This is a genomic window from Dietzia cercidiphylli, assembly GCF_014145145.1.
Lineage (GTDB): Bacteria > Actinomycetota > Actinomycetes > Mycobacteriales > Mycobacteriaceae > Dietzia > Dietzia natronolimnaea.
This window is the reverse complement of the sequence record NZ_JAALEA010000085.1, coordinates 1-17,801: the sequence shown is the minus strand read 5'-3', so window position 1 is coordinate 17,801 and position 17,801 is coordinate 1. Positions and strand designations below refer to the sequence as shown.

At 67.5% G+C, this 17,801-nt stretch carries 19 protein-coding genes, 3 tRNA genes and 1 pseudogene; 8 read left to right on the top strand and 15 right to left on the bottom strand.

Features of this window, described 5'->3' with window-relative positions; genetic code table 11:
• Positions 1 to 105: 105 nt before the first annotated feature.
• From G6028_RS03935 to G6028_RS03905, 7 genes are all read right to left on the bottom strand, one after another.
• Entirely contained in the window at positions 106 to 354 is a 249-nt protein-coding gene (locus G6028_RS03935; RefSeq protein WP_182658105.1) for a hypothetical protein, read from the bottom strand.
• Positions 351 to 2,081, bottom strand: a complete 1,731-nt coding sequence (locus G6028_RS03930; protein WP_182658104.1) for a DUF3987 domain-containing protein — start codon at positions 2,079 to 2,081, stop codon at positions 351 to 353. Before G6028_RS03930 ends, G6028_RS03935 begins: the two co-directional genes overlap by 4 nt.
• A gap of 142 nt (positions 2,082 to 2,223) precedes the next feature.
• A complete protein-coding gene (locus tag G6028_RS03925) occupies positions 2,224 to 2,433 on the bottom strand; it encodes a hypothetical protein (RefSeq protein WP_182658103.1) in 210 nt (69 codons plus the stop codon).
• 45 nt (positions 2,434 to 2,478) lie between these two features.
• The gene (locus tag G6028_RS03920) at positions 2,479 to 2,631 is read right to left on the bottom strand and encodes a hypothetical protein (protein WP_182658102.1); all 153 of its coding nucleotides are present in this window, start codon (positions 2,629 to 2,631) and stop codon (positions 2,479 to 2,481) included.
• A gap of 41 nt (positions 2,632 to 2,672) precedes the next feature.
• Positions 2,673 to 2,867: a hypothetical protein gene (locus G6028_RS03915; RefSeq protein WP_182658101.1), complete on the bottom strand. Its 195-nt coding sequence runs from the start codon at positions 2,865 to 2,867 to the stop codon at positions 2,673 to 2,675.
• Complete coding sequence (locus G6028_RS03910) at positions 2,864 to 3,157, bottom strand: hypothetical protein (RefSeq protein WP_182658100.1); 294 nt, start codon at positions 3,155 to 3,157, stop codon at positions 2,864 to 2,866. The genes G6028_RS03915 and G6028_RS03910 overlap by 4 nt, the downstream gene beginning before the upstream one ends.
• A complete protein-coding gene (locus tag G6028_RS03905) occupies positions 3,154 to 3,351 on the bottom strand; it encodes a helix-turn-helix transcriptional regulator (RefSeq protein ID WP_206685728.1) in 198 nt (65 codons plus the stop codon). Before G6028_RS03905 ends, G6028_RS03910 begins: the two co-directional genes overlap by 4 nt.
• A 100-nt stretch (positions 3,352 to 3,451) precedes the next feature.
• Between G6028_RS03905 and G6028_RS03900 the strand changes: the two genes are divergently transcribed.
• Together G6028_RS03900 and G6028_RS17890 are read left to right on the top strand one after the other, a co-directional pair.
• Positions 3,452 to 4,027, top strand: coding sequence for a helix-turn-helix domain-containing protein (locus G6028_RS03900; protein ID WP_182658099.1), 576 nt, complete (start codon positions 3,452 to 3,454; stop codon positions 4,025 to 4,027).
• Positions 4,028 to 4,106: 79 nt separating this feature from the next.
• The gene (locus G6028_RS17890) at positions 4,107 to 5,231 is read left to right on the top strand and encodes a tyrosine-type recombinase/integrase (RefSeq protein ID WP_182658098.1); all 1,125 of its coding nucleotides are present in this window, start codon (positions 4,107 to 4,109) and stop codon (positions 5,229 to 5,231) included.
• 82 nt (positions 5,232 to 5,313) lie between these two features.
• On the opposite strand, the gene G6028_RS03890 is transcribed toward G6028_RS17890, so the two are convergent.
• Positions 5,314 to 5,386 (bottom strand) — tRNA-Arg (locus tag G6028_RS03890).
• 48 nt (positions 5,387 to 5,434) lie between these two features.
• Positions 5,435 to 5,526, bottom strand: a tRNA-Ser gene (locus tag G6028_RS03885).
• A gap of 105 nt (positions 5,527 to 5,631) precedes the next feature.
• On the opposite strand from G6028_RS03885, the gene G6028_RS03880 reads away from it, so the two are divergent.
• The 3 genes from G6028_RS03880 to G6028_RS03870 all read left to right on the top strand — a co-directional run bounded on the left by G6028_RS03880 (position 5,632) and on the right by G6028_RS03870 (position 9,749).
• Entirely contained in the window at positions 5,632 to 6,690 is a 1,059-nt protein-coding gene (locus G6028_RS03880; protein ID WP_182658097.1) for a pyridoxal phosphate-dependent aminotransferase, read from the top strand.
• A gap of 129 nt (positions 6,691 to 6,819) precedes the next feature.
• Positions 6,820 to 8,616 (top strand): bifunctional metallophosphatase/5'-nucleotidase, encoded by a 1,797-nt coding sequence (locus G6028_RS03875; RefSeq protein WP_182658096.1) that lies wholly within the window; start codon positions 6,820 to 6,822, stop codon positions 8,614 to 8,616.
• Between the two features lie 218 nt (positions 8,617 to 8,834).
• Positions 8,835 to 9,749, top strand: coding sequence for an alpha/beta hydrolase family protein (locus tag G6028_RS03870; RefSeq protein ID WP_182658095.1), 915 nt, complete (start codon positions 8,835 to 8,837; stop codon positions 9,747 to 9,749).
• A 30-nt stretch (positions 9,750 to 9,779) separates the two neighbouring features.
• On the opposite strand, the gene G6028_RS03865 is transcribed toward G6028_RS03870, so the two are convergent.
• Positions 9,780 to 11,051, bottom strand: coding sequence for a lipase family protein (locus tag G6028_RS03865; RefSeq protein WP_182658094.1), 1,272 nt, complete (start codon positions 11,049 to 11,051; stop codon positions 9,780 to 9,782).
• A 95-nt stretch (positions 11,052 to 11,146) separates the two neighbouring features.
• On the opposite strand from G6028_RS03865, the gene G6028_RS03860 reads away from it, so the two are divergent.
• Positions 11,147 to 11,401, top strand: a complete 255-nt coding sequence (locus G6028_RS03860; RefSeq protein WP_182658093.1) for a hypothetical protein — start codon at positions 11,147 to 11,149, stop codon at positions 11,399 to 11,401.
• A 303-nt stretch (positions 11,402 to 11,704) separates the two neighbouring features.
• Here G6028_RS03860 and G6028_RS03855 read toward each other — a convergent pair whose 3' ends face one another.
• A complete protein-coding gene (locus G6028_RS03855) occupies positions 11,705 to 13,192 on the bottom strand; it encodes an ATP-binding protein (protein ID WP_182658092.1) in 1,488 nt (495 codons plus the stop codon).
• A 238-nt stretch (positions 13,193 to 13,430) separates the two neighbouring features.
• A tRNA-Ser gene (locus G6028_RS03850) sits at positions 13,431 to 13,516 on the bottom strand.
• Between the two features lie 138 nt (positions 13,517 to 13,654).
• Here G6028_RS03850 and G6028_RS03845 point away from each other — a divergent pair.
• Together G6028_RS03845 and G6028_RS03840 are read left to right on the top strand one after the other, a co-directional pair.
• Positions 13,655 to 14,695 (top strand): NAD(P)H-quinone oxidoreductase, encoded by a 1,041-nt coding sequence (locus G6028_RS03845; protein WP_182658091.1) that lies wholly within the window; start codon positions 13,655 to 13,657, stop codon positions 14,693 to 14,695.
• A 74-nt stretch (positions 14,696 to 14,769) separates the two neighbouring features.
• Positions 14,770 to 15,225 (top strand): SRPBCC family protein, encoded by a 456-nt coding sequence (locus G6028_RS03840; protein WP_182658106.1) that lies wholly within the window; start codon positions 14,770 to 14,772, stop codon positions 15,223 to 15,225.
• Positions 15,226 to 15,294: 69 nt separating this feature from the next.
• Here G6028_RS03840 and G6028_RS03835 read toward each other — a convergent pair whose 3' ends face one another.
• The 3 genes and pseudogenes from G6028_RS03835 to G6028_RS03825 form a co-directional block, all read right to left on the bottom strand.
• A complete protein-coding gene (locus G6028_RS03835) occupies positions 15,295 to 15,846 on the bottom strand; it encodes a helix-turn-helix transcriptional regulator (RefSeq protein WP_182658090.1) in 552 nt (183 codons plus the stop codon).
• A gap of 4 nt (positions 15,847 to 15,850) precedes the next feature.
• On the bottom strand, positions 15,851 to 16,816 hold the full coding sequence (locus G6028_RS03830; RefSeq protein WP_182658089.1) for an NAD(P)H-dependent flavin oxidoreductase: 966 nt from the start codon (positions 16,814 to 16,816) through the stop codon (positions 15,851 to 15,853).
• Between the two features lie 119 nt (positions 16,817 to 16,935).
• Positions 16,936 to 17,801: pseudogene (locus G6028_RS03825) on the bottom strand (polysaccharide pyruvyl transferase family protein); the annotation flags it as partial.

Here is a 17,801-nt window from a genome sequence, read left to right as displayed (position 1 = left end):
ATCTCCGCGTGTCCACCAGAACGGGAACGGTCCAGGCCTGGGCCTTGCAGGTTGGGCAAGCGAACGGCAACGTGTCGGCGATGAACTTCTCTTCGTACGGGGTGGTCATGCTGCGGCTCCCGCCTGGATCGGGTCGGTGCCCTGGTACCCCTTCACGTCCTCGGCTGGTCGAAGTTCCCCATGCGGCAACATGACGGCGGCGACGACGCGGGTGCTGCCCTGGTCGTTGGTCTGGATCAGGACTGCGGGGCACGGCTCGGAGTAGTACCGGTTCGCGCTTGTCTGGAAGGTGTTGACGTAGTCGGTGATCGGGGTGACTGCGGTGGTTGTCCATGCGGACGAGTTGGTGCTCATGCGGCGCGCTCCTGGTTGCTGATCTTGATGGCTGCGTTCTCGGTGATGCACTCCACGCATCGGCCTGTTGTGCCGATGATCGTGCGGTGGGTTGGGCACCGAGGCACGTCGTCATAGGGGGTCGTAGGCGGTTCAGCTAATTCAGCAGAATCAGCAGAATTCGGGTTTTGCTTAATTCGCTTAATTTGCTGAGGGGGGTCGGCGTCGAACACGCTGTGGTGAACGCGGTACTTCTTTGCCGGTGGCCTGCCTGGTCCGGGCTTGCGTTCCGGCTCAATCTCGAAGAGGTATCCGAGGTCGACAAGTAGTTCCACGACAGGCTGAGCGACTTCTCTGGTCGGTAGCCACGTGGGTGCCGCGCCGATCAGGTCTCGCAAGGAGAACCAGTCGAGTTCCTTGCGGCGGATGAGACTGACTACGCGGCGTGCGAGTGCGTGGGTTGCCGCGCCATCGGAGAGTCCGTCGAAGACTCGGGTGGCGTGTGCGGTGAAGTACTTGGCGAGGATGATCCCGGCGTCCATCGCGTTACCGGAGATGGTGGTGGAGTTACTGTCGGTGGCTGCATGAAGCAGGCCGGCCATGCGAACCGCTGCGCCGACCACCTTGGAGGCCCACGCCTGCATGTGAGCCAGCGACCCACCCGGCCCTAGCTCTCGTTCGACCTCTTCGGCGTACACCAGCCGCGCCTTATCGGCTTCTGGGGACAGGGTGAGGGTTGTGGTCACCCCGGACTTGCGGGCGTCATAGGCGAGCGAATAGAGGGTGTTCCGGTACCCCTGAGCGATGTGCTCCGATACTGGCTCGGGATCGACGCTGCGGCGGCCAACCATTGACGGGGGCCACGAGTACATGAAGCGAGCCATGAGGCCGGAACCCACGAAGGCACGGTTGTTCAACGCCTCGGCGAGGATGGGCGGCTGGATCATAATTCCCACCGTCAGCGCCGGGTCTTCAACGAACTCGGATTGCCGGCCCTTGCGGTCAACGCGGATCGGGTCGCCAGCGTGCGCCATGAGGACGTTCGTGATGTCAGTGTTGGGTGAGTATCGGCCCGACAGTTCGGTGAACAGTCCACCTTCGGACGACAGGATGGCGAACCGTCCACCTTGCTCGGCCATGAGTGAGTCGAGTGCTTCGACGGTCACGTCGTCGCCGATGATGCGGGGCGGTGCCAGAATCTTCATGGCTTCGGCTTGGCCGGCTGCGGAGATGGCTGCCGACATGAGTTCGTCACGCTTCACCGGGTCGGATGCGTTTCCAGCGTCTCGCTTAGCCTTCTCGGCGTAGCGTTCGGCGATGTCTCGCTGCGTGGCCTGTTCAAGAAGTCCAGGCGCTAGTTCCTGGTAGAGGTCTCGCTCTACCTCACGCACGGGCGCGGTAGCTGCCTTCATCACCGAGGACTTGCGCTCGCCTGAGCCTGCGATCACGGCGATGAACAGGTGTACAGGTTCGCTGTATCCGGGGCGAACCTGGACCTGGTAGAAGCCTCCAGCGGCAGCGGATAGGGCTGCAAGGGCTGCGCCACCGGCTAGTCCTGGCGCGGTTTGTGTGGACTCTGCGAGGGCGTGAACGAACGCGCCTATCGGCTTCGGGAGGGCGTAGAAGGGGAAGTCTGGGGTGTCGACCTCACGCGCCAACGGAGTCGGCACCCCTTCAGCGAATTCAGCGAATTCAGCGCTATTGGGGTCGGTGCGGTCTTCGAGCATCAGGTACGGCTCGGGGGTCACAGCGGGTTCTCCTACCTAACCCGGACTGGTACGATCCAGGTATTCGTTTGGTTTAAACGGTCCCTCGATGCGTGTCGGCGCGAGGGGCCGTTTTTCTTGTCCATGGCAGGCGGACGCGGTAGGCGTCCTCATAGATGTCTTGCTAGGCGGCTGGTCGGATGTCGCCGATCAGCGCGTCGAGTTCATCGAGGTCGATCAGCGTGAGGCGGCGGTCGCGGGCCGGTTTGTAGCGGGTGAGACTGCCGTCGGCGAGGCGGTCAAATATCCATTTGCGTGAAGCTTTGGCGCGTGCCGCCGCTTCTACCGGGGTGCCGAACTTGCGAGGCTCGGGAGGAGGCGCGGTCGTTGTCATGGGCTTATGGTCGCAACACGCGCGGGGTCTGAGTCGCACGCAAATTCACGGCTCTGCCAAGGCTTCGGCGATGGCGTCGAGAAGCCGCTCCCGGTCGGCCTCTGTGAGGTGCGACCGAATAACTGCCACGTCGTCTTGGAGGCGCAGGAACTCCGCCTCCACAAGCCGCCGCGCTACGCCGATAGGCAGGCCGTGCAAGCGGTGGACCTCCAGAGCGATGCCCCCTGTCGAGTGCCAACTCACGACGATCCGCCCCACAACTGGTCCTGAAGGCGCTCCCGCTCCAGTCGGCGCTCCGCATAGATCGACGCGGCCGTCAACAGTTCCTCGGCCAGGATGTCCCCTGCCACGTAGGCGTGCGCCTGGTCGTGGACCAGCATCGCGGCACTTGACTCGCGACGGCACACCCTGTCGATGTCCTCACGGGCACTCATGCCGCACCGTCGACAATCGCGCTGTACTGGTCCTGGATCGCCACGAACTTGTCCATCGTGGACTGGTCTGGCACAGGCCCTGCGAACTCAAACCCGTCCATCAACTGCCACAACTCGTGCGCCCTGGAACGCTCATCCTCCGTCAGCGACAGCAAGTGATCGCGCTCACGAAGATGCAGTTGTAGTCGATCCAGCAGGCGGTCGGCCCGGTGAGGCTCGTCCACGATCTGCGATTTCCAGAATGTGATGTCGTCGGCCAGGGCTGCCAGTCTCTTGTCCACGATGCTCATGCCGCACCCCCTGCGGTCTGGACTGTCTGAGCATCAAGCCACGTTGCAACGTCCTCGGCCCGGTACCGGATGAGACGCCCGACCTTCACATAGTTCGGGCCGATGTCCTTGTGCCGCCATTCCGCGAGTCGCTGGACGCTGACGTCTAGGTGCTCCGCCACCACCGGGGGCGCGAGCAGTCGGTTGGGATTCATGCTGTCCACCTTCCAATCTAGATTGACCTTGCTTGTCCATCCTATGCACAGTACCGTTGTCCTGGCTAGCGGCTAGCCAAAATCCACGTACGTTTGCCATGTGGCAGACAAAGCGAATGGCTGGGCCGAACAACTCATCGCGAGGATCGGAACCGGAGTGAAGAAGCGCAGAACAGAACTGGGACTAAGCGCCCAAGCAGTTGCAGACCGCACTGCCGAGGCCGGCCACCCAATCGGTCGGGGTGCCATCGCCAGAATGGAAACCGGCAGTCGCGGAACAGTCGACGTCGCCGAACTCGTAGTTCTCGCCAACGTCCTGGAGGTGTCCCCCGCCGCACTCCTCTGGCACGACGCACCAGACACCCAGGTCGAACTCTTCCCCGATGTGCACGAGTCCGCAGGTACCGCGTTCCGGTGGACAGTTGGCGAGCTGCCACCCAACACGGAAGAATCCGCCCGCCAATACTCCAGACTCCAAGTGCTGCGGCGTCTACTTAATGCCCGCTACGTGCTGACCAAGTTCTCCAAGCAACGGCACCCCAGGCACGGGAAGAACGCGGTCGAACCCTCGCCGGAGGACGTGGCCGCTGCATACGATGCGATCCACAAGGCGGAAGCGGAGGCCGCGGCCGCCGGCTGGACAGTCCACGGATACAAGGCGGGCACCGATGGCTAGGCGTCGACTCCGCGTAGGAGAACTCGGAGAAGTCCGGGTCAGGCAACTTGGCCCGCGTTCCTACCGCGCATACGTCAATGTGCGCTGCCGCGACGACCAACTACGGCAAGTCCAGGCGGACGGCGAGTCCGTCGAGAAGGCACGCGCTGCTGTTCGTATCGCTGCCAAGCGTCGCGCCGGCGTCATCGAGGACGGCATCGGCCCACAGACGAAACTGTCGAAGGTGATCGACCTTTGGATCGACGGGAAGCTGGAAGCCGGTGAGATCGCCGTACAGACGGCAGAAACATACCGTGCTGACGCCCGCGCCATGTCCGGCGACAAGGGCGGCATCGCGGACATGCGGCTGGAGGATTGCACCGCTGAGATTGTGCAGACGTGGTTGAAGGATGTGTCGACGTCCCGTCCCGGTTTGGCTAAGAGGTTCAAGGTCATCGTGCGTGGGGCGTTCGCTCTCGCCGATGAACGGGGGGCGAACCTGGATCGGCCCGACCCTGTAGGCCAGGTGCGGTTGACTCGCTCCAAGCGGACAGCACCACGCGCCGCCACCCTCGATGACCTCCAGGCGATACGGCGTCGGATCGCGGCATGGCAGGCGAGCGAGGACCGCACGTCGCGGGGTGGCCGGCCACGCTGGCAACACACGGGGCACGCGCTGGACATCATGCTGGCGACCGGATGCCGCATCGGCGAACTGCTGGCGCTCACATGGGATGACGTCGACCTCACGTCCACTCCCCCCACGGTCACAGTGTCAGGGACCATCATCCGGCTGGAGGGCACGAAGGCCGAAGGCGGCGGCTTGGTTCGTCAACCGACCCCTAAGACTGCGAGCGGCTACCGGACGGTGGCGCTGCCACGGTTTGCCGTCGACGCCCTCATGGCGCTGAAGGTGAACGCGCCGCGCTCCGATCAGAACCTTGTGTTCGTCAACGCCGTGGGCGGACCAATCGACCCGCACAACTGGCGGCGGAGGTGGCGTGAGATTCGGGGCGACGAGTACGCCTGGATTACTCCCCACACGTTCCGGCGGACGGTGGCGACGCTCGTGGACCGGGAGGTCGACGTTGAGTCTGCGGCGGCGGTGCTCGGCCACTCCGGTACTGCGGTGACGAAGAAGCACTACGTCGAGCGGGCGTCGGTCGCGCCGGATATGTCGCTGGTCTTGGATCAGCTCGGCCCCCGCGACGTTAGTACGGGATAAGTGCTGGATCGGTGAACCCATAACCGACCAACAAAAACCCCCGCCGGCCTCATTAGTGCAGGTCAGCGGGGGTTTTCTCTTGTGCGCCCGAAGGGACTCGAACCCCTAACCTCTTGATCCGTAGTCAAGTGCTCTATCCATTGAGCTACGGGCGCATTATTCATCTGTCGTGCCAGTTCAACCGGTCACCCGGTGCTCCGGCATGGCGGAGGCGAGAGGATTTGAACCTCCGGTCCCCTTTAAGGAGGACAACTCATTAGCAGTGAGTCCCATTCGGCCGCTCTGGCACGCCTCCTGGAGGCTCTGCTGAGCCAACGAGGGATAACAGTACACACCGGTCGGCGCGGTGCGCAAAACGGCCGGACAGCCCGCCGTCATCCGGTGGTCCTACTCTGTACGCATGTCCCCCGACGTGCGCACCGACCTCGACGCCATCCCCTCCTACGTTCCCGGCGCCACCGTCCCGGGAGCGGTCAAACTGGCCTCGAACGAGACCACCGCGGGACCGCTGCCGAGCGTGGCGGCGGCCATCGCGGACGCCGCGGCCGGGGTGAACCGCTACCCGGACATCACCGCCGGCGCGCTGGTGTCACGGTTGTCGGAGTTCCTCGGGATCCCGTCGCGGAACATCACCGCGGGCTGCGGCTCGGTGGCGCTGTGCCAGCAGCTCGTCCAGGCGGTGTGCGCACCCGGGGACGAGGTCCTCTACGGCTGGAGATCGTTCGAGGCGTACCCCATCATCGCGCGGATCGCGCACGCCGTCCCGGTCCCGGTCCCGAACCGGGCCGACGGCACCCTGGACCTCGACGCGATCGCCGACGCCGTGACCGGCCGGACCCGGCTGATCTTCGTCTGCACCCCCAACAACCCCACCGGACCGGCGGTCTCCCACGCCGAGCTCACCGCGTTCCTCGACCGGGTTCCGGAGCGGGTCACGGTGGCGCTGGACGAGGCGTACTACGAGTACGTCCGATCCGAGGACCCGGTCGACGGGGTGGCCGAGTCCATGGCCAGGCCCAACGTCGTGGCACTGCGTACGTTCTCCAAGGCGTACGGCCTGGCGGGGCTGCGCGTGGGCTACCTGACCGGGCCGGCGGACCTGATCACATCGGTGGGGAAGATGGTCGTCCCGTTCTCGGTGAGCTCGCTCGCCCAGGCCGCCGGGATCGCCTGCCTCGACGCGGGCGACGAGCTCCGCGCCCGCACGGATGCGGTGGTGGCCGAACGCACGAGGGTCCGGGACGCGCTGATCGATCTCGGCCATGCCGTGCCGGAGAGCCAGGCCAACTTCGTGTGGCTGCCGCTCGGTGACGCCGCGGCCGAATTCGACTCGCACTGCCGCGGCCACCTCGTCGTCACCAGGTGCTTCGCCGGCCACGGGGTGCGGGTGACGATCGGCGACCCGGTCGAGAACGACCGCCTCCTGGACGCCGCACGCGCTTTTGTGACCGGAACGTGACTGTTCCGGCGGGCTCCCGTGACCTCACACCGGCACAGTGGGCAAGGTTCGCGTGCGCAGAGCGGTGCTCCCGCTGGTGATCACGCGTGTCAGCGACGGATCGACACCGAAGGACATCGAAGGAGCCGGATGAGACAGCAGAGTTCATGGGACGACATGAACTCCTCGCTGGTCGGCACCCGCGTATGGTCCGGCTCACCATCCCCGGCGGACCACCACGGACCGGGCTCCCCCTCGCTCCGCCGGACCGCGATCGTCACGCTGGCGATCGTGGCCATCGGCGCCCTGGTCCTCACCCTCGCCGCCACCCCGCTCGCCGGTGCCCGCACCGGCGAGTCCGGCCGACCCTGGACGCCCTCGGAGGAGACGCAGTCGGTGCGCATCCTCGGCATCGGCGAGTTCTCCGGTGCGTTGACCCGGCCGGTGGGGTTCCAGGGCCAGCTCCGGGACGGCTCGGGAAACGTTCGGCCGGCGGGCGGTGGGGCCCACCTGGCCGCCACGGTGGGCAAGCTGCGCGACCAGGCCGGTGACGCGATGCTGCTGGCCACCGGTGACTCGATCGGTGGGACCGCTCCGGAGGCGGCGCTGCTGGGCGACCGGCCGACGATCGAGTTCTTCAACCGTCTCGGCGTGGACGGCGCCGGAGTCGGGCGGCGCGAGCTCGAGAAGGGGGCCGACCACGTCCGCTCCCTGGTCCGTCCGGGGTGCCGCACCGAGCAGGACTGCCGGGTGGACCCGCCCCTGCCACCGTTCCGCGGCGCGGCCTTCCCGTTCCTGGCCTCCAACGTCGTCCCCTCCCCCGACGCGGCTCCCACCTTCCCGTTCGCGATCCACCGCATCGGCGACGTCCGCGTGGGGGTCGTGGCCGTCACCCTCCCCTCCGACAGCGCCCCGGAGACGACGACCCGGCTCGCCGACCCGGTCAAGACGGTCAACGAGACCGTGGAGGCGCTGCAGTTCCTCGGCGTGGAGGCGATCGTGGGCCTGGTGCAGTCCACCACCGTGCACGGCAACCTCGACCCCGGCGCCTGCCCCGACGAACTCACCGAGCTGGACCTGGTCAAGCGCCTGGACCCCGCCGTCGACGCGCTGATCGTCGGCGCCTCGGGCGGTCCCGCGACCTGCCGGGTGCGGGACGCGGAGAACGACGAGCGGGTGGTGGTGGCGCCTGCGTCCCACGGTCGGTCGGTCACCGTGGTCGACCTCGCCGTCGACCCCGCCACCGGCGACGTGATCCGCCCGCAGACCTCGGCGTTCAACCAGACGGTGAACCTCGACATCGAACCCGACCCCGGCACCGAGGAGCTCGTGCGCCAGGCCGGTGCCGCCGCCGCACCGGCGGCCCGCACCCCCCTGGGCTCCGCCACCGAGACGATCACCCGGCGGATGGACGCCAACGGGGAGTCCCCCCTGGCGGACGTCATCGCCGACTGCCAGCTCCACGCCACGCGGGGCCGTGGCGCACAGCTCGCGCTGTCCAACCCGGACTCGCTGCGCACGGACCTGCCGCAGGGCCCCCTGGACTACGCGACCCTGCACACCGTGCAGCCCTACGGCGACCGCCTCTACCTGGTGACCGTGACCGGCGAGGAGCTCCAGGCGGCGTTCGACCACTTCGCCGACGACATCGGCGACAACGGCCCGGCGGTCTCGTCCAACGTGAGCTACACCGTGGATGCCCGTCGACCGGTCGGTGCCAGGGTCACCGAACTCCGCGTCGACGACGAACCGGTCGATCCGGCCCGCGAGTACACCGTCGTGGTCAACGAGTTCCTCGCCTCACCGGAGTTCAACGGTTCGCCCCTCGCCGAGCGCGGGGATCGCCGTGAGGCCGGCCTCACGGACATCGACGCCCTGCTCCGGTACGTGGAGGACGAGGGCCCGCTGAGCGCACCTGAACCCGGACGGGTCCGGGTCGTCCGGTAGCGACCACCTCTCACACCGGGGGTCTCTTAGTATTTTCGCGGCGCGCATTCTAAGATCGATTTCACTACTCGATCCGGGCCCCCCACCGGACCGACGCGATCGGCCGAAGCGTGCAGCACAAGCCGGTCCACCCTCGACCTGAACTCTTCCTGAGAAACTGGGTGCCCATGCCACAGCGACGACGTTGGTCACCGCCGATGAGAGCCGCGCGGATCAGCATGGGTCTGACCACGGTCCTGGCGGTGGGGTCCGCATGTGTCTCCACCGGCGCGGCGCCGGTCGTGGTGACCGACCCTGGTGCCCCGGCGAGGCTCGACGAGGTGACCGTCCAGCGGTTCGAGTACCCCACGCACGACGCCCCGGATCCGGACCAGAACTGGGCTGACCTCTACCTCCCGGCCGGGGAACAGCGGGTCGACTCGATCCCCCTGGCGGTCCTCATCCACGGCGGGGCGTGGCAGGACCAGATCGGGGCCGACTCCTTCGATCCGCTCGCCCGCAAGCTCGCCAGCCGCGGCATGGCCGTCTACAACATCGAATACCGACGTGTGGGGTCGGGCGGCGGATGGCCGACCACCTTCCACGACGTCGCGAACGCACTGGACCATGTGGTCGAGGTGGACAAGAGGTTCCCGCAGATCACCACCGACGACGAACTGGTGGTGGGACACAGCGCGGGAGCCCAGCTCGCCGTGTGGGGCGGCACCCGACACCTGCTGGACGACGACGAGGTCGGCGCGAAGCCGGCGTTCCGCCCGACGCGGGTGGTCTCGATCGCCGGACCCCTGGACATGGCCTACGCGGCCACCCACGGCGACGACAGGATCGTCACGGCGATGGGTGGCACCCCGGCGGAGGTTCCGGGGCGGTACGCGAAGGTGGACCCCATCCAGAACATCGACCCCGCCACCCCGGTGGTCGCGATGCACGGGGCCCGCGACGTGACCGTGGCGCCCGAGAACTCGCAGCGCTACGTGGATGCGGTCGCCCGGGCCGGCGGGAAGTCCAAGATGATCCTGTTCAACGAGGAGGACCATGTCTCCCTCGTCTCCGGGGACTCCCGCGCCTACCCCCGGGTGCTCGAGATCATCCGCCACGTGTCGGCGGCGAACCTGCACGAGACGACCGCCTGACCGCGATCCCGCGGGCGGCGGGCCCGGCGGTCAGGCCCCCTGACAGTTGGAGGTGGGGGCGACGCCGGCGAACCGGTCTGTGAGGAACTGGGCTGTCTGCGCCTGGAAGGGCACGAAGGCCTCGGAGTGGCCGAGGCGGTCGTACTGCGCGTAGGTGACGGCGACCCCGCGGGTGCAGTACTCGTGCGCGAGGCCTGCGACGTCCGCGGTCACCATGACCGAGTCGCCGATCCCGTCGACGTTGCCCACGGCGAGCAGCATCGGAACCCGGGGCGTGCCCGTCGTGCCCATCACGTTGTCCCCGATCGCGCTCACCACCGCCGGGATGTCCAGAAGGGACGTGTACGGGGCACGGACCATCTGGGCATCGGTGAGTCCGGGGTAGTCGGCGGCGAAGGCGTTGATGCACTGCGAGCTGACCGTGTCGACGAGCTGTCGGCCGTAGTCCGACAGGAAACTGGCCGTATCCAGTCCGTACGCGCGCTGATAGGACACGACCAGCGCGGGGATGACCCCGGCCCACGAGGTGCTCCCGCTCACGTACGGGAGGTTGTGGGCCACGTTCACCGGGAGCCCTCCGGCGGCCGCGCCGACGATATTGAGTTCGGGCGCGTAGGTCGGCGCCATCTCGGCGCCCCACTGGGTGGGGACGGACCCGCCGGAGTATCCGGCCAGTCCGACCGGGGTCGAGGCGGGTAGTCCGAGGTGGTCGATGGTCGCGCGGACCCCGTCCAGGGCGGCGTAGGCGGACTGGCGCCCGATCGTCCACTCCAGGTCGGGACCCTCGTAGTCGGGGACGACGACGGTGTAACCGGCCGCGAGGTACCCGGCGATCACCCCCTGTTCCGCGATCCCCGCCTGGCTGGGCGTTCCGTTCCCGGTCAGGGTGTAGGAGGGGTCGCATTCGGAGCCCAGGGCGTCGTAGGCCATGTGGTAGGAGATCAGCCTGGCGGGCCCCGGGACCAGCGGTCTGAGGATCGTCGCGACGGTGGCGCTCGGGCCGCCCGCCTGGTCGGTCGTCCGGTAGAGCACCTGGGTGCTGGTGAGCGGGGTGGCGCGTTCGAGCGAACCGTAGGACATCGATCTGCTCTCGATCACCGTCCCCGGCGCGAGATCGGCGATCGGCCCGTCGGGAGTGTAGAACGGGTCGGCGAACGGGAGCGGCACGGGCGGCGGGGCGGCGGACTGAGCCGCCGCGGATCCCACCCCGGCGACGAGACCCGCGCAGAACAACAGCAGGAGGGCGAGGGCGCACGCGGCACCCCGACGCGTCTGACGGATGGCGGTCCTGGTCCCGGTCATGGCGCACTCCCGGCGTCTCGTCGCGCTCGACGGATGGTGCGGTGGGGACCGGGTCGCCGGTCGACAGCGGTGGACGGACCCGCACGCTCACTACGATGCTGTCGCAGATCATCCCAGCAGCACACGCGGTTTGTAAACAGGTCGTTATGCGCCCGGTCCGCATCGTCGCGATCACCGGCGTGACCCCGACGCGTGTCCGCACTCAGCAGTCGAGCTCGTTGAGCAGATCGACCGCCGCGCGCGTAGTCGCCGATCCACCGGTCGTGGATACGCTTGATCGGCAGCGGCGCGAGCGACAGGTGTCGCTCGCGACCGGTCCTGCTTCCCGTCACCAGGTCAGGGCCCGCTAGAGCACACGGGCACCGGTTCACCAGCAGTGTCGCGGCGAACTTCACCGCCAGAGGCCTATGACCCTGGATCGAGTTCTGGTGTCTGGGCGGGTGACCGCAGGTCGCGCCGGCAGTATGCCGCGAGCGCGCTACCCCCGGTTGGCCGTCATCACCACCTCGGCCGGGTTGGGGACGACTCCGACGTCGGGAACCAACTTGGCCTGGCGCGTACCGGGTACCGCGCGCGGTTGCGCGCCAGCAGTTACATCTGAAAAGGATCAGCGCTGGTCAGCACGCTGAAGGGCCCGGGCGGGCAGCTACCCACTAAAGGGATGACGCCCGCTTCGCCCAAAACGGCACGTACTGCATGTGCCGCCTGCCAGCGTCGGGGTCATGGGGAGCGATGACCCCGGCATCTAGCGCATCACGGATGTACGAAGACGCAGTTGAGGACTCCCTGTCCCCAAGGCCGAAGCGCTCACGAACTGACGAGTTGACCGCTCGTTCACCGCTCACGTATCTCAGGCAGGCGTGAAGGTAGACGGCGCGCACCCGTTCCTCGCGGTCCATCGACCGTGGGTCCTTATGGGCGTAGAGAACGACTGTCGTGTGGTTCTCATCGACCCGGATCAAAGGCGCTGGCAACTGATGAAACTCAATCTCGGCTGCGATCCGATCCCAGCCACTGCCTCGTTCCTCACAAATATGGCACCGTCGCATCATCGATGCGAGCTTCTCATTTCTCGACCTCGGCGCGGCATCGACGAAACGAGCGGGGTCAATAAGGGGCGTTCCAGGATTCGTTATTTCCAGACGATCATCGTAAAGTTCAATCATCGGGCCGGCACCGCCGATAGAGAAGTCCTGATGAACCAACGCATTGGCAACGAGCTCACGTATCACAGTAGGAGGAAACATGCTCACTTCGGTGCGCAACGCTTTTCCAATTACTTCGTTCGCTGGCAATAGGCTATCAATATACGAAACCAGACCTTCGAAACCGCACGCGTACCCCCGTGCCCCCAGTTGTTCGCGTTCGGCAGTCAGTTTATTCTTGCCGCGGTACTTCACAACCCGAGCCGCCTTACGCTCAAGAGTCGGGTAATCAGTCAGCGCATTCGAGAAAAGCAGAGCTCCGAGGTTGGTGACGGCATACCGCCCCGTGGGTTCTTGATCGAGGATCTTACTACCCACCAGAGCTTCTAGCACTACAGAAAGCTCGGATGGAGCCGGAAGTTTCTGGAGTTCGAAGTAGACACTGAAATCGATCGCCTTAAGCGCTTCGGCTTCTGCCAAGCCCCCAGTCACCACTCTGTACTCGAACGGTACCTGGTCGAGATTGCGGTACAACTGACGCGCCTCCGCTGGGTGGTCACTTAGCTTCTTCTTGTGGCTACCTATCCGGATGTACGACGTGCCGCTGAATTGCACCGGAGAATGGCTAGCCGCGGCGATCTCAAGGATGACAAATCGCATCCCCTGAACTTGACCTACCTTGTACGTGAGTCCAGGGTCAGGCTCCAATAAACCAGTCACCCAGGGCTCGAAACTCTGGTTTCCCTTCTTCAGGATGGTGTGGTCGAATTTCGTGCCTACCAGTTTGTGTGTGCGGTCCTCAACACCCCAAACAAGATACGCACGAGCTTCACCGTGGAGAGCAGCAGAATTGGCCAGCGCGGAAATGTACTGGCCAATCTCATGGGGGTCGGACAAACCCACTTTGAACTCGAGCCACTCACATTCCTGCGGCTGCGCTCGGAGTCGCTCGAGCAACTCGCCGAACGCGTCTCCTCCCAGGGGGACCGATGACATATTCACTCCGCAACCCTATCCAAGCGCGGAAGGCGGTGCGCCCGAAGCTCGATTGGCTCCATTTCGGACAGCAGGGATCGTAGGAAGCGCCTGTCAAGGACGGTCTACATCCAGTCAACCGGGCAGCCGAAGCCCAGCCTGGTTGCGCGAGGCCCGAGAAGGGAGTGGCCAAGATCAGCCACGAACGCCAGCCTTGACCCCGAAACCCTGCTTGAGCAGCACGTCCTGTGACCAACGGCGGAAGTGGAGGGATTTGAACCCCCGGTGCTGTTGAGGCACGCTCGCTTTCAAGGCGAGTGCATTCGGCCGCTCTGCCACACTTCCTCGTCGTCCGCCACGACACGCTCGGGCGCGTGGTTCCACGTGGAACACGCGTGGACGACGGTGCTCATCGTAGTGGACCCCTCCCGCTCACACCCAGCCCGGCTGCCGGCCGGAGCCATCGCGGCTACGGTCGAGGGCATGAAGGCCATCGACTACGACAACGGTCCGGATTCCCTGCGACTGACCGAGGTCGACGATCCGATCCCCGGTCCCGGCGAGGTGCTCGTCGACGTGGCGGCCACCGCCGTCAATCGCGCCGACCTGCTGCAGTCCAAGGGGCACTACCCTCCCCCGCCCGGCGCGTCGGACATCCTCGGCCTCGAGTGCTCGGGACGGATCTCGGCCGTGGGCGAGGGCGTCGAGGGCCTGGCGGTCGGCGACGAGGTGTGCGCCCTCCTGGCCGGCGGCGGGTACGCCGAGAAGGTCGCCGTGCCCGCCGGGCAGGTCATGCCCGTTCCGGTCGGGGTGTCGTTGCACGAGGCCGCGACCCTGCCCGAGGTGGCCTGCACGGTGTGGTCCAACCTCGTCATGACGGGCGGACTCGGCCGCGGCGTCCTCACGGCGCACGCCCGCTGGGGCGACACCGAACTCGGGGCCCCGCGAGTGCTGATCCACGGTGGGGCGGGCGGCATCGGCTCCCACGCCATCCAGGTCTGCCGCGCGCTCGGCGCCCGCGTGGCCACCACCGCCGGAGGTCCGGAGAAGGTGCAGAAGTGTCGCGATCTCGGTGCCGACCTGGTGATCGACTATCGCGAGGAGGAGTTCCCCGACCGGGTCAGGGAGTGGACCGACGACGACGAGAGAGGCCGTGGCATCGACCTGATCCTCGACGTGATGGGCGCGAAGTACCTCGAGCCCAACATCGCCTCACTCGCCCCGGACGGCCGACTGATCGTGATCGGCATGCAGGGCGGGATGAAGGGCGAGCTGAACCTGGGAGCCCTGCTCCCGCGCCGCGCCGGCGTGCTGGCCACCAACCTCCGGGCCCGCCCGGTGGACGGTCCCGGCGGCAAGACCGGCATCTGCCGGGAGGTGGTGGACCACGTCTGGCCGATGATCGCGGCGGGAGACGTGACCACCCGCGTCTCGCGTGAGATCCCGCTGGAGCGGGCAGCGGAGGCGCTGGGCCTGCTCGACTCGGGCGAGAGCCACGGCAAGATGCTGCTGTCCGTCGAGTGACCGAGGAGGAACTGGCGATGTCCACCACCGATGGCGCCGACGACCCCGGTGCCGAACACGGTCCAGCCACCGTCATGACCGCGAGCCGCACGATCCCGGCGTCTCCGTCGGAGATCTTCGCGCTGCTGGCCGACCCGACCCGCCACAAGGACACCGAACCCGGGGACTGGGTACGCGATGCGGTCACGACGGAGGCCATCAGCGGGGTCGGGGACGTCTTCGCGATCACCATGTACAGGGAGGCAGGGGGCGGTGACTACGTCATACACAACGTGGTCACGGCTTTCGACCCGGACCGCACGATCGAATGGGAACCGGGCCAGCCCGACGCGACCGGGCAGATCTCCACCGGCGGCTGGCGCTGGAGATATGACCTCGCCCCCGCGGGTGCTTCCACCGAGGTCACCCTTCGGTACGACTGGTCGGCGACGTCCCGGGAGCAGGCCGACGAGATCGGTGGGATGCCGCCGTTCGGGCGCGATTTCCTCGAGGCGTCCCTGGCCTCGCTCGAGGCGGCATTGGCGACCTGAGCTGGCGCGATGCGCTCGTGCGATGAGCTCGTGCGATGAGCCGGCGCGATGAGCGGGTACGACGGACGGTCAGCCCGCCGGGAGGCGGTCCAGCATCTCGAGCACCTCGTCGCACCAACTCACCCAGGCCTGTTCCACCTGGATGCCCAGCGTGAGCACCCGGTGCTGGAGGAGGTCGCGGGCGTCCCCCGGGTCGGGCCGGGCGAAGTCCCGGTCCTCGATCTCGCGGTACCGGCGGAGGTTGGCGGCCCGCTGGTCGCGGTGGTGCGTCAGCGCCTCCCGGACCTCGTGGACCGCCCCCGTCGCGGCCGCGGCACGCACCCGCACCGCCATTGTGGATCGCATCGGATCGGGCTCGTCGGGCTCGCGGATCCACTCGGTGAGCAGCCTCCGGCCGTCTTGGGTGACCTCGAAACGGCGCGGGTTACCCCGCGAGGGGGCGCCTGCGAGCGGGAGCTCCCGGATCAGTCCGGACTCCCCCAGTCGATCCAGCTCCCGGTAGATCTGCTGGTGGGTCGCCGGCCAGAAGTACCCGATGGACTTGTCGAACCTCCGTGCCAGCTCGATCCCGCTGCCCTCCCGCTCGGTGAGGGAGGTGAGGATCGCGAACTTCAACGACACGGATTCAGCGCGCTGCCAGCGCGGACGCCGCGTGCTCGTACTCCGCCCGGAGCCGCTCGACCAGGTCGCGGACGGAGCCCGTCGAGGTGACCGCGCCGACGCCCTGGCCCGCGCCCCAGATGTCGCGCCACGCCTTGGAGTCCGCGCCCCCGCCGGAGCCGAAATCCATCGCGGTGGGATCCGAGACGGGCAGGTCGTCCGGGTTCAGCCCGGCCGCCTCGATGCTGCCCCGGAGGTAGTTCCCGTGGATCCCGGTGAACAGGTTGCTGTAGACGATGTCGGAGGCGGAGCTCTCGACGATCATCTGCTTGTACTCCGCGGCCGCGCGGGACTCCTCGGTCGCGAGGAACGCCGACCCCACGTAGGCCAGGTCGGCGCCGGCGGCCTGCGCGGCGAGGATCGACCGGCCGTGCGCGATCGCCCCGGACAGCAGAAGCGGGCCGTCGAACCACTCGCGGATCTCCTGGATCAGGGCGAACGGCGACTGCGTCCCGGCGTGTCCACCGGCGCCGGCGGCCACCGCCACGAGCCCGTCGGCGCCCTTCTCGATGGCCTTGCGGGCGAACCTGTCGTTGATCACGTCGTGCAGCACGATGCCGCCGTAGGAGTGAACGGCCTCGTTGACCTCGGTACGGGCCCCGAGGGAGGTGATGACGATCGGAACCTCGTGCTCGACGACGGTCGCCAGATCCTGCTCGAGCCTGTCATTGGACCGGTGGACGATCTGGTTGACGGCGAACGGGGCCACGTACTGGTCCGGGTTCGCCGCGGCGTAGGCCGCGTTGCTCTCGGTGACCTGGTCCAGCCACTCCCCCAGGACCGCCTGCGGTCGCGCGTTGAGCGCCGGGAACGACCCGATCACCCCGGCCTGGCACTGCGCGGCCACCAGCTCGGGGCCGGAGTAGATGAACATCGGCGAGGCGACCACCGGCACGGTGAGCGGGCCGGCGAGGACGGAGGGAAGGGCCATGAGCTGTCCTTTCGGGACCGGGATGAGGTCGGCTTTCCCCGACCGTACGGCCGCCCACGGTTTTGTGCAACTAGTTGCACAAAGATCCGGTCGCACGACGACGGAGCGTCCTGATCACCTCATCGCGCACCGACCGGGTAGATCTCCTCCGCCAGCCGCTCCGCCCCCGACACGAGTGCGGCGACCGTCGAGGGAGCGAAGCCGCCCGCGTCGGGCATCGCGGGGATCCCCGTCGACACGCCCGCGTCGAGCTCACCGGCCCCCGCGGTCTCCGCCCTCAGCCCCGCCTCGGCTCTCACCGACCCCCACGGGGACCCGGCGGCCCGCAGCGACCCGTGCTTGACGTCGTAGAAGGCCGACCCCGTCCGCAGGGCCACACCCGAGGCGCCGCGTGCCGCCGCGAAGAGATGTGGGTGGAAGCGGCTGGTCAGCCAGACCTGCCCGGGTCGGGCGGGAAGTCCCGTGGACCACAGTTCCTGGAACGGCACGAAGCGCGCGCGGGGCAGGTGCAGGCCCGCCAGGGCGCGACCCACCTCGTCGTCGTCACCACCGGCGCCGGACGCGGCCTCCGCGCGGTCACACACCATGTCCCACACCACCCGGTCCCCACCGGGGATCGACTCGACCACGGTGATCCTCTCGCCCGGCACCGCCCACTCGGCGAGCACCCGACCGACGGTGTCGGCGAGCACCTCCGGCTCGACCAGGTCGGACTGGGCACAGAGCACCAGATCACGGCAGGTGTCCGGATCGGAGGAGTAGACGGGGTGGTCACCGACCTCCACTCCCCCCGCGCCGGACAGCGCCAGCCACCCGTCGTCGGCCACGTGGCGGACGGGCACCCCCGTGCCCTCGAGGAGGTCGAAGGAGGCGGCGTCGCGGACGGTGACCAGGCGGTAGTCGCGCAACGCCCCCGCGAGCCGCTCAGGGTCGCGGCACGGCACGAACCCCTGACCCGTGGCCACCACGCGCGCCCCGGCCAGCC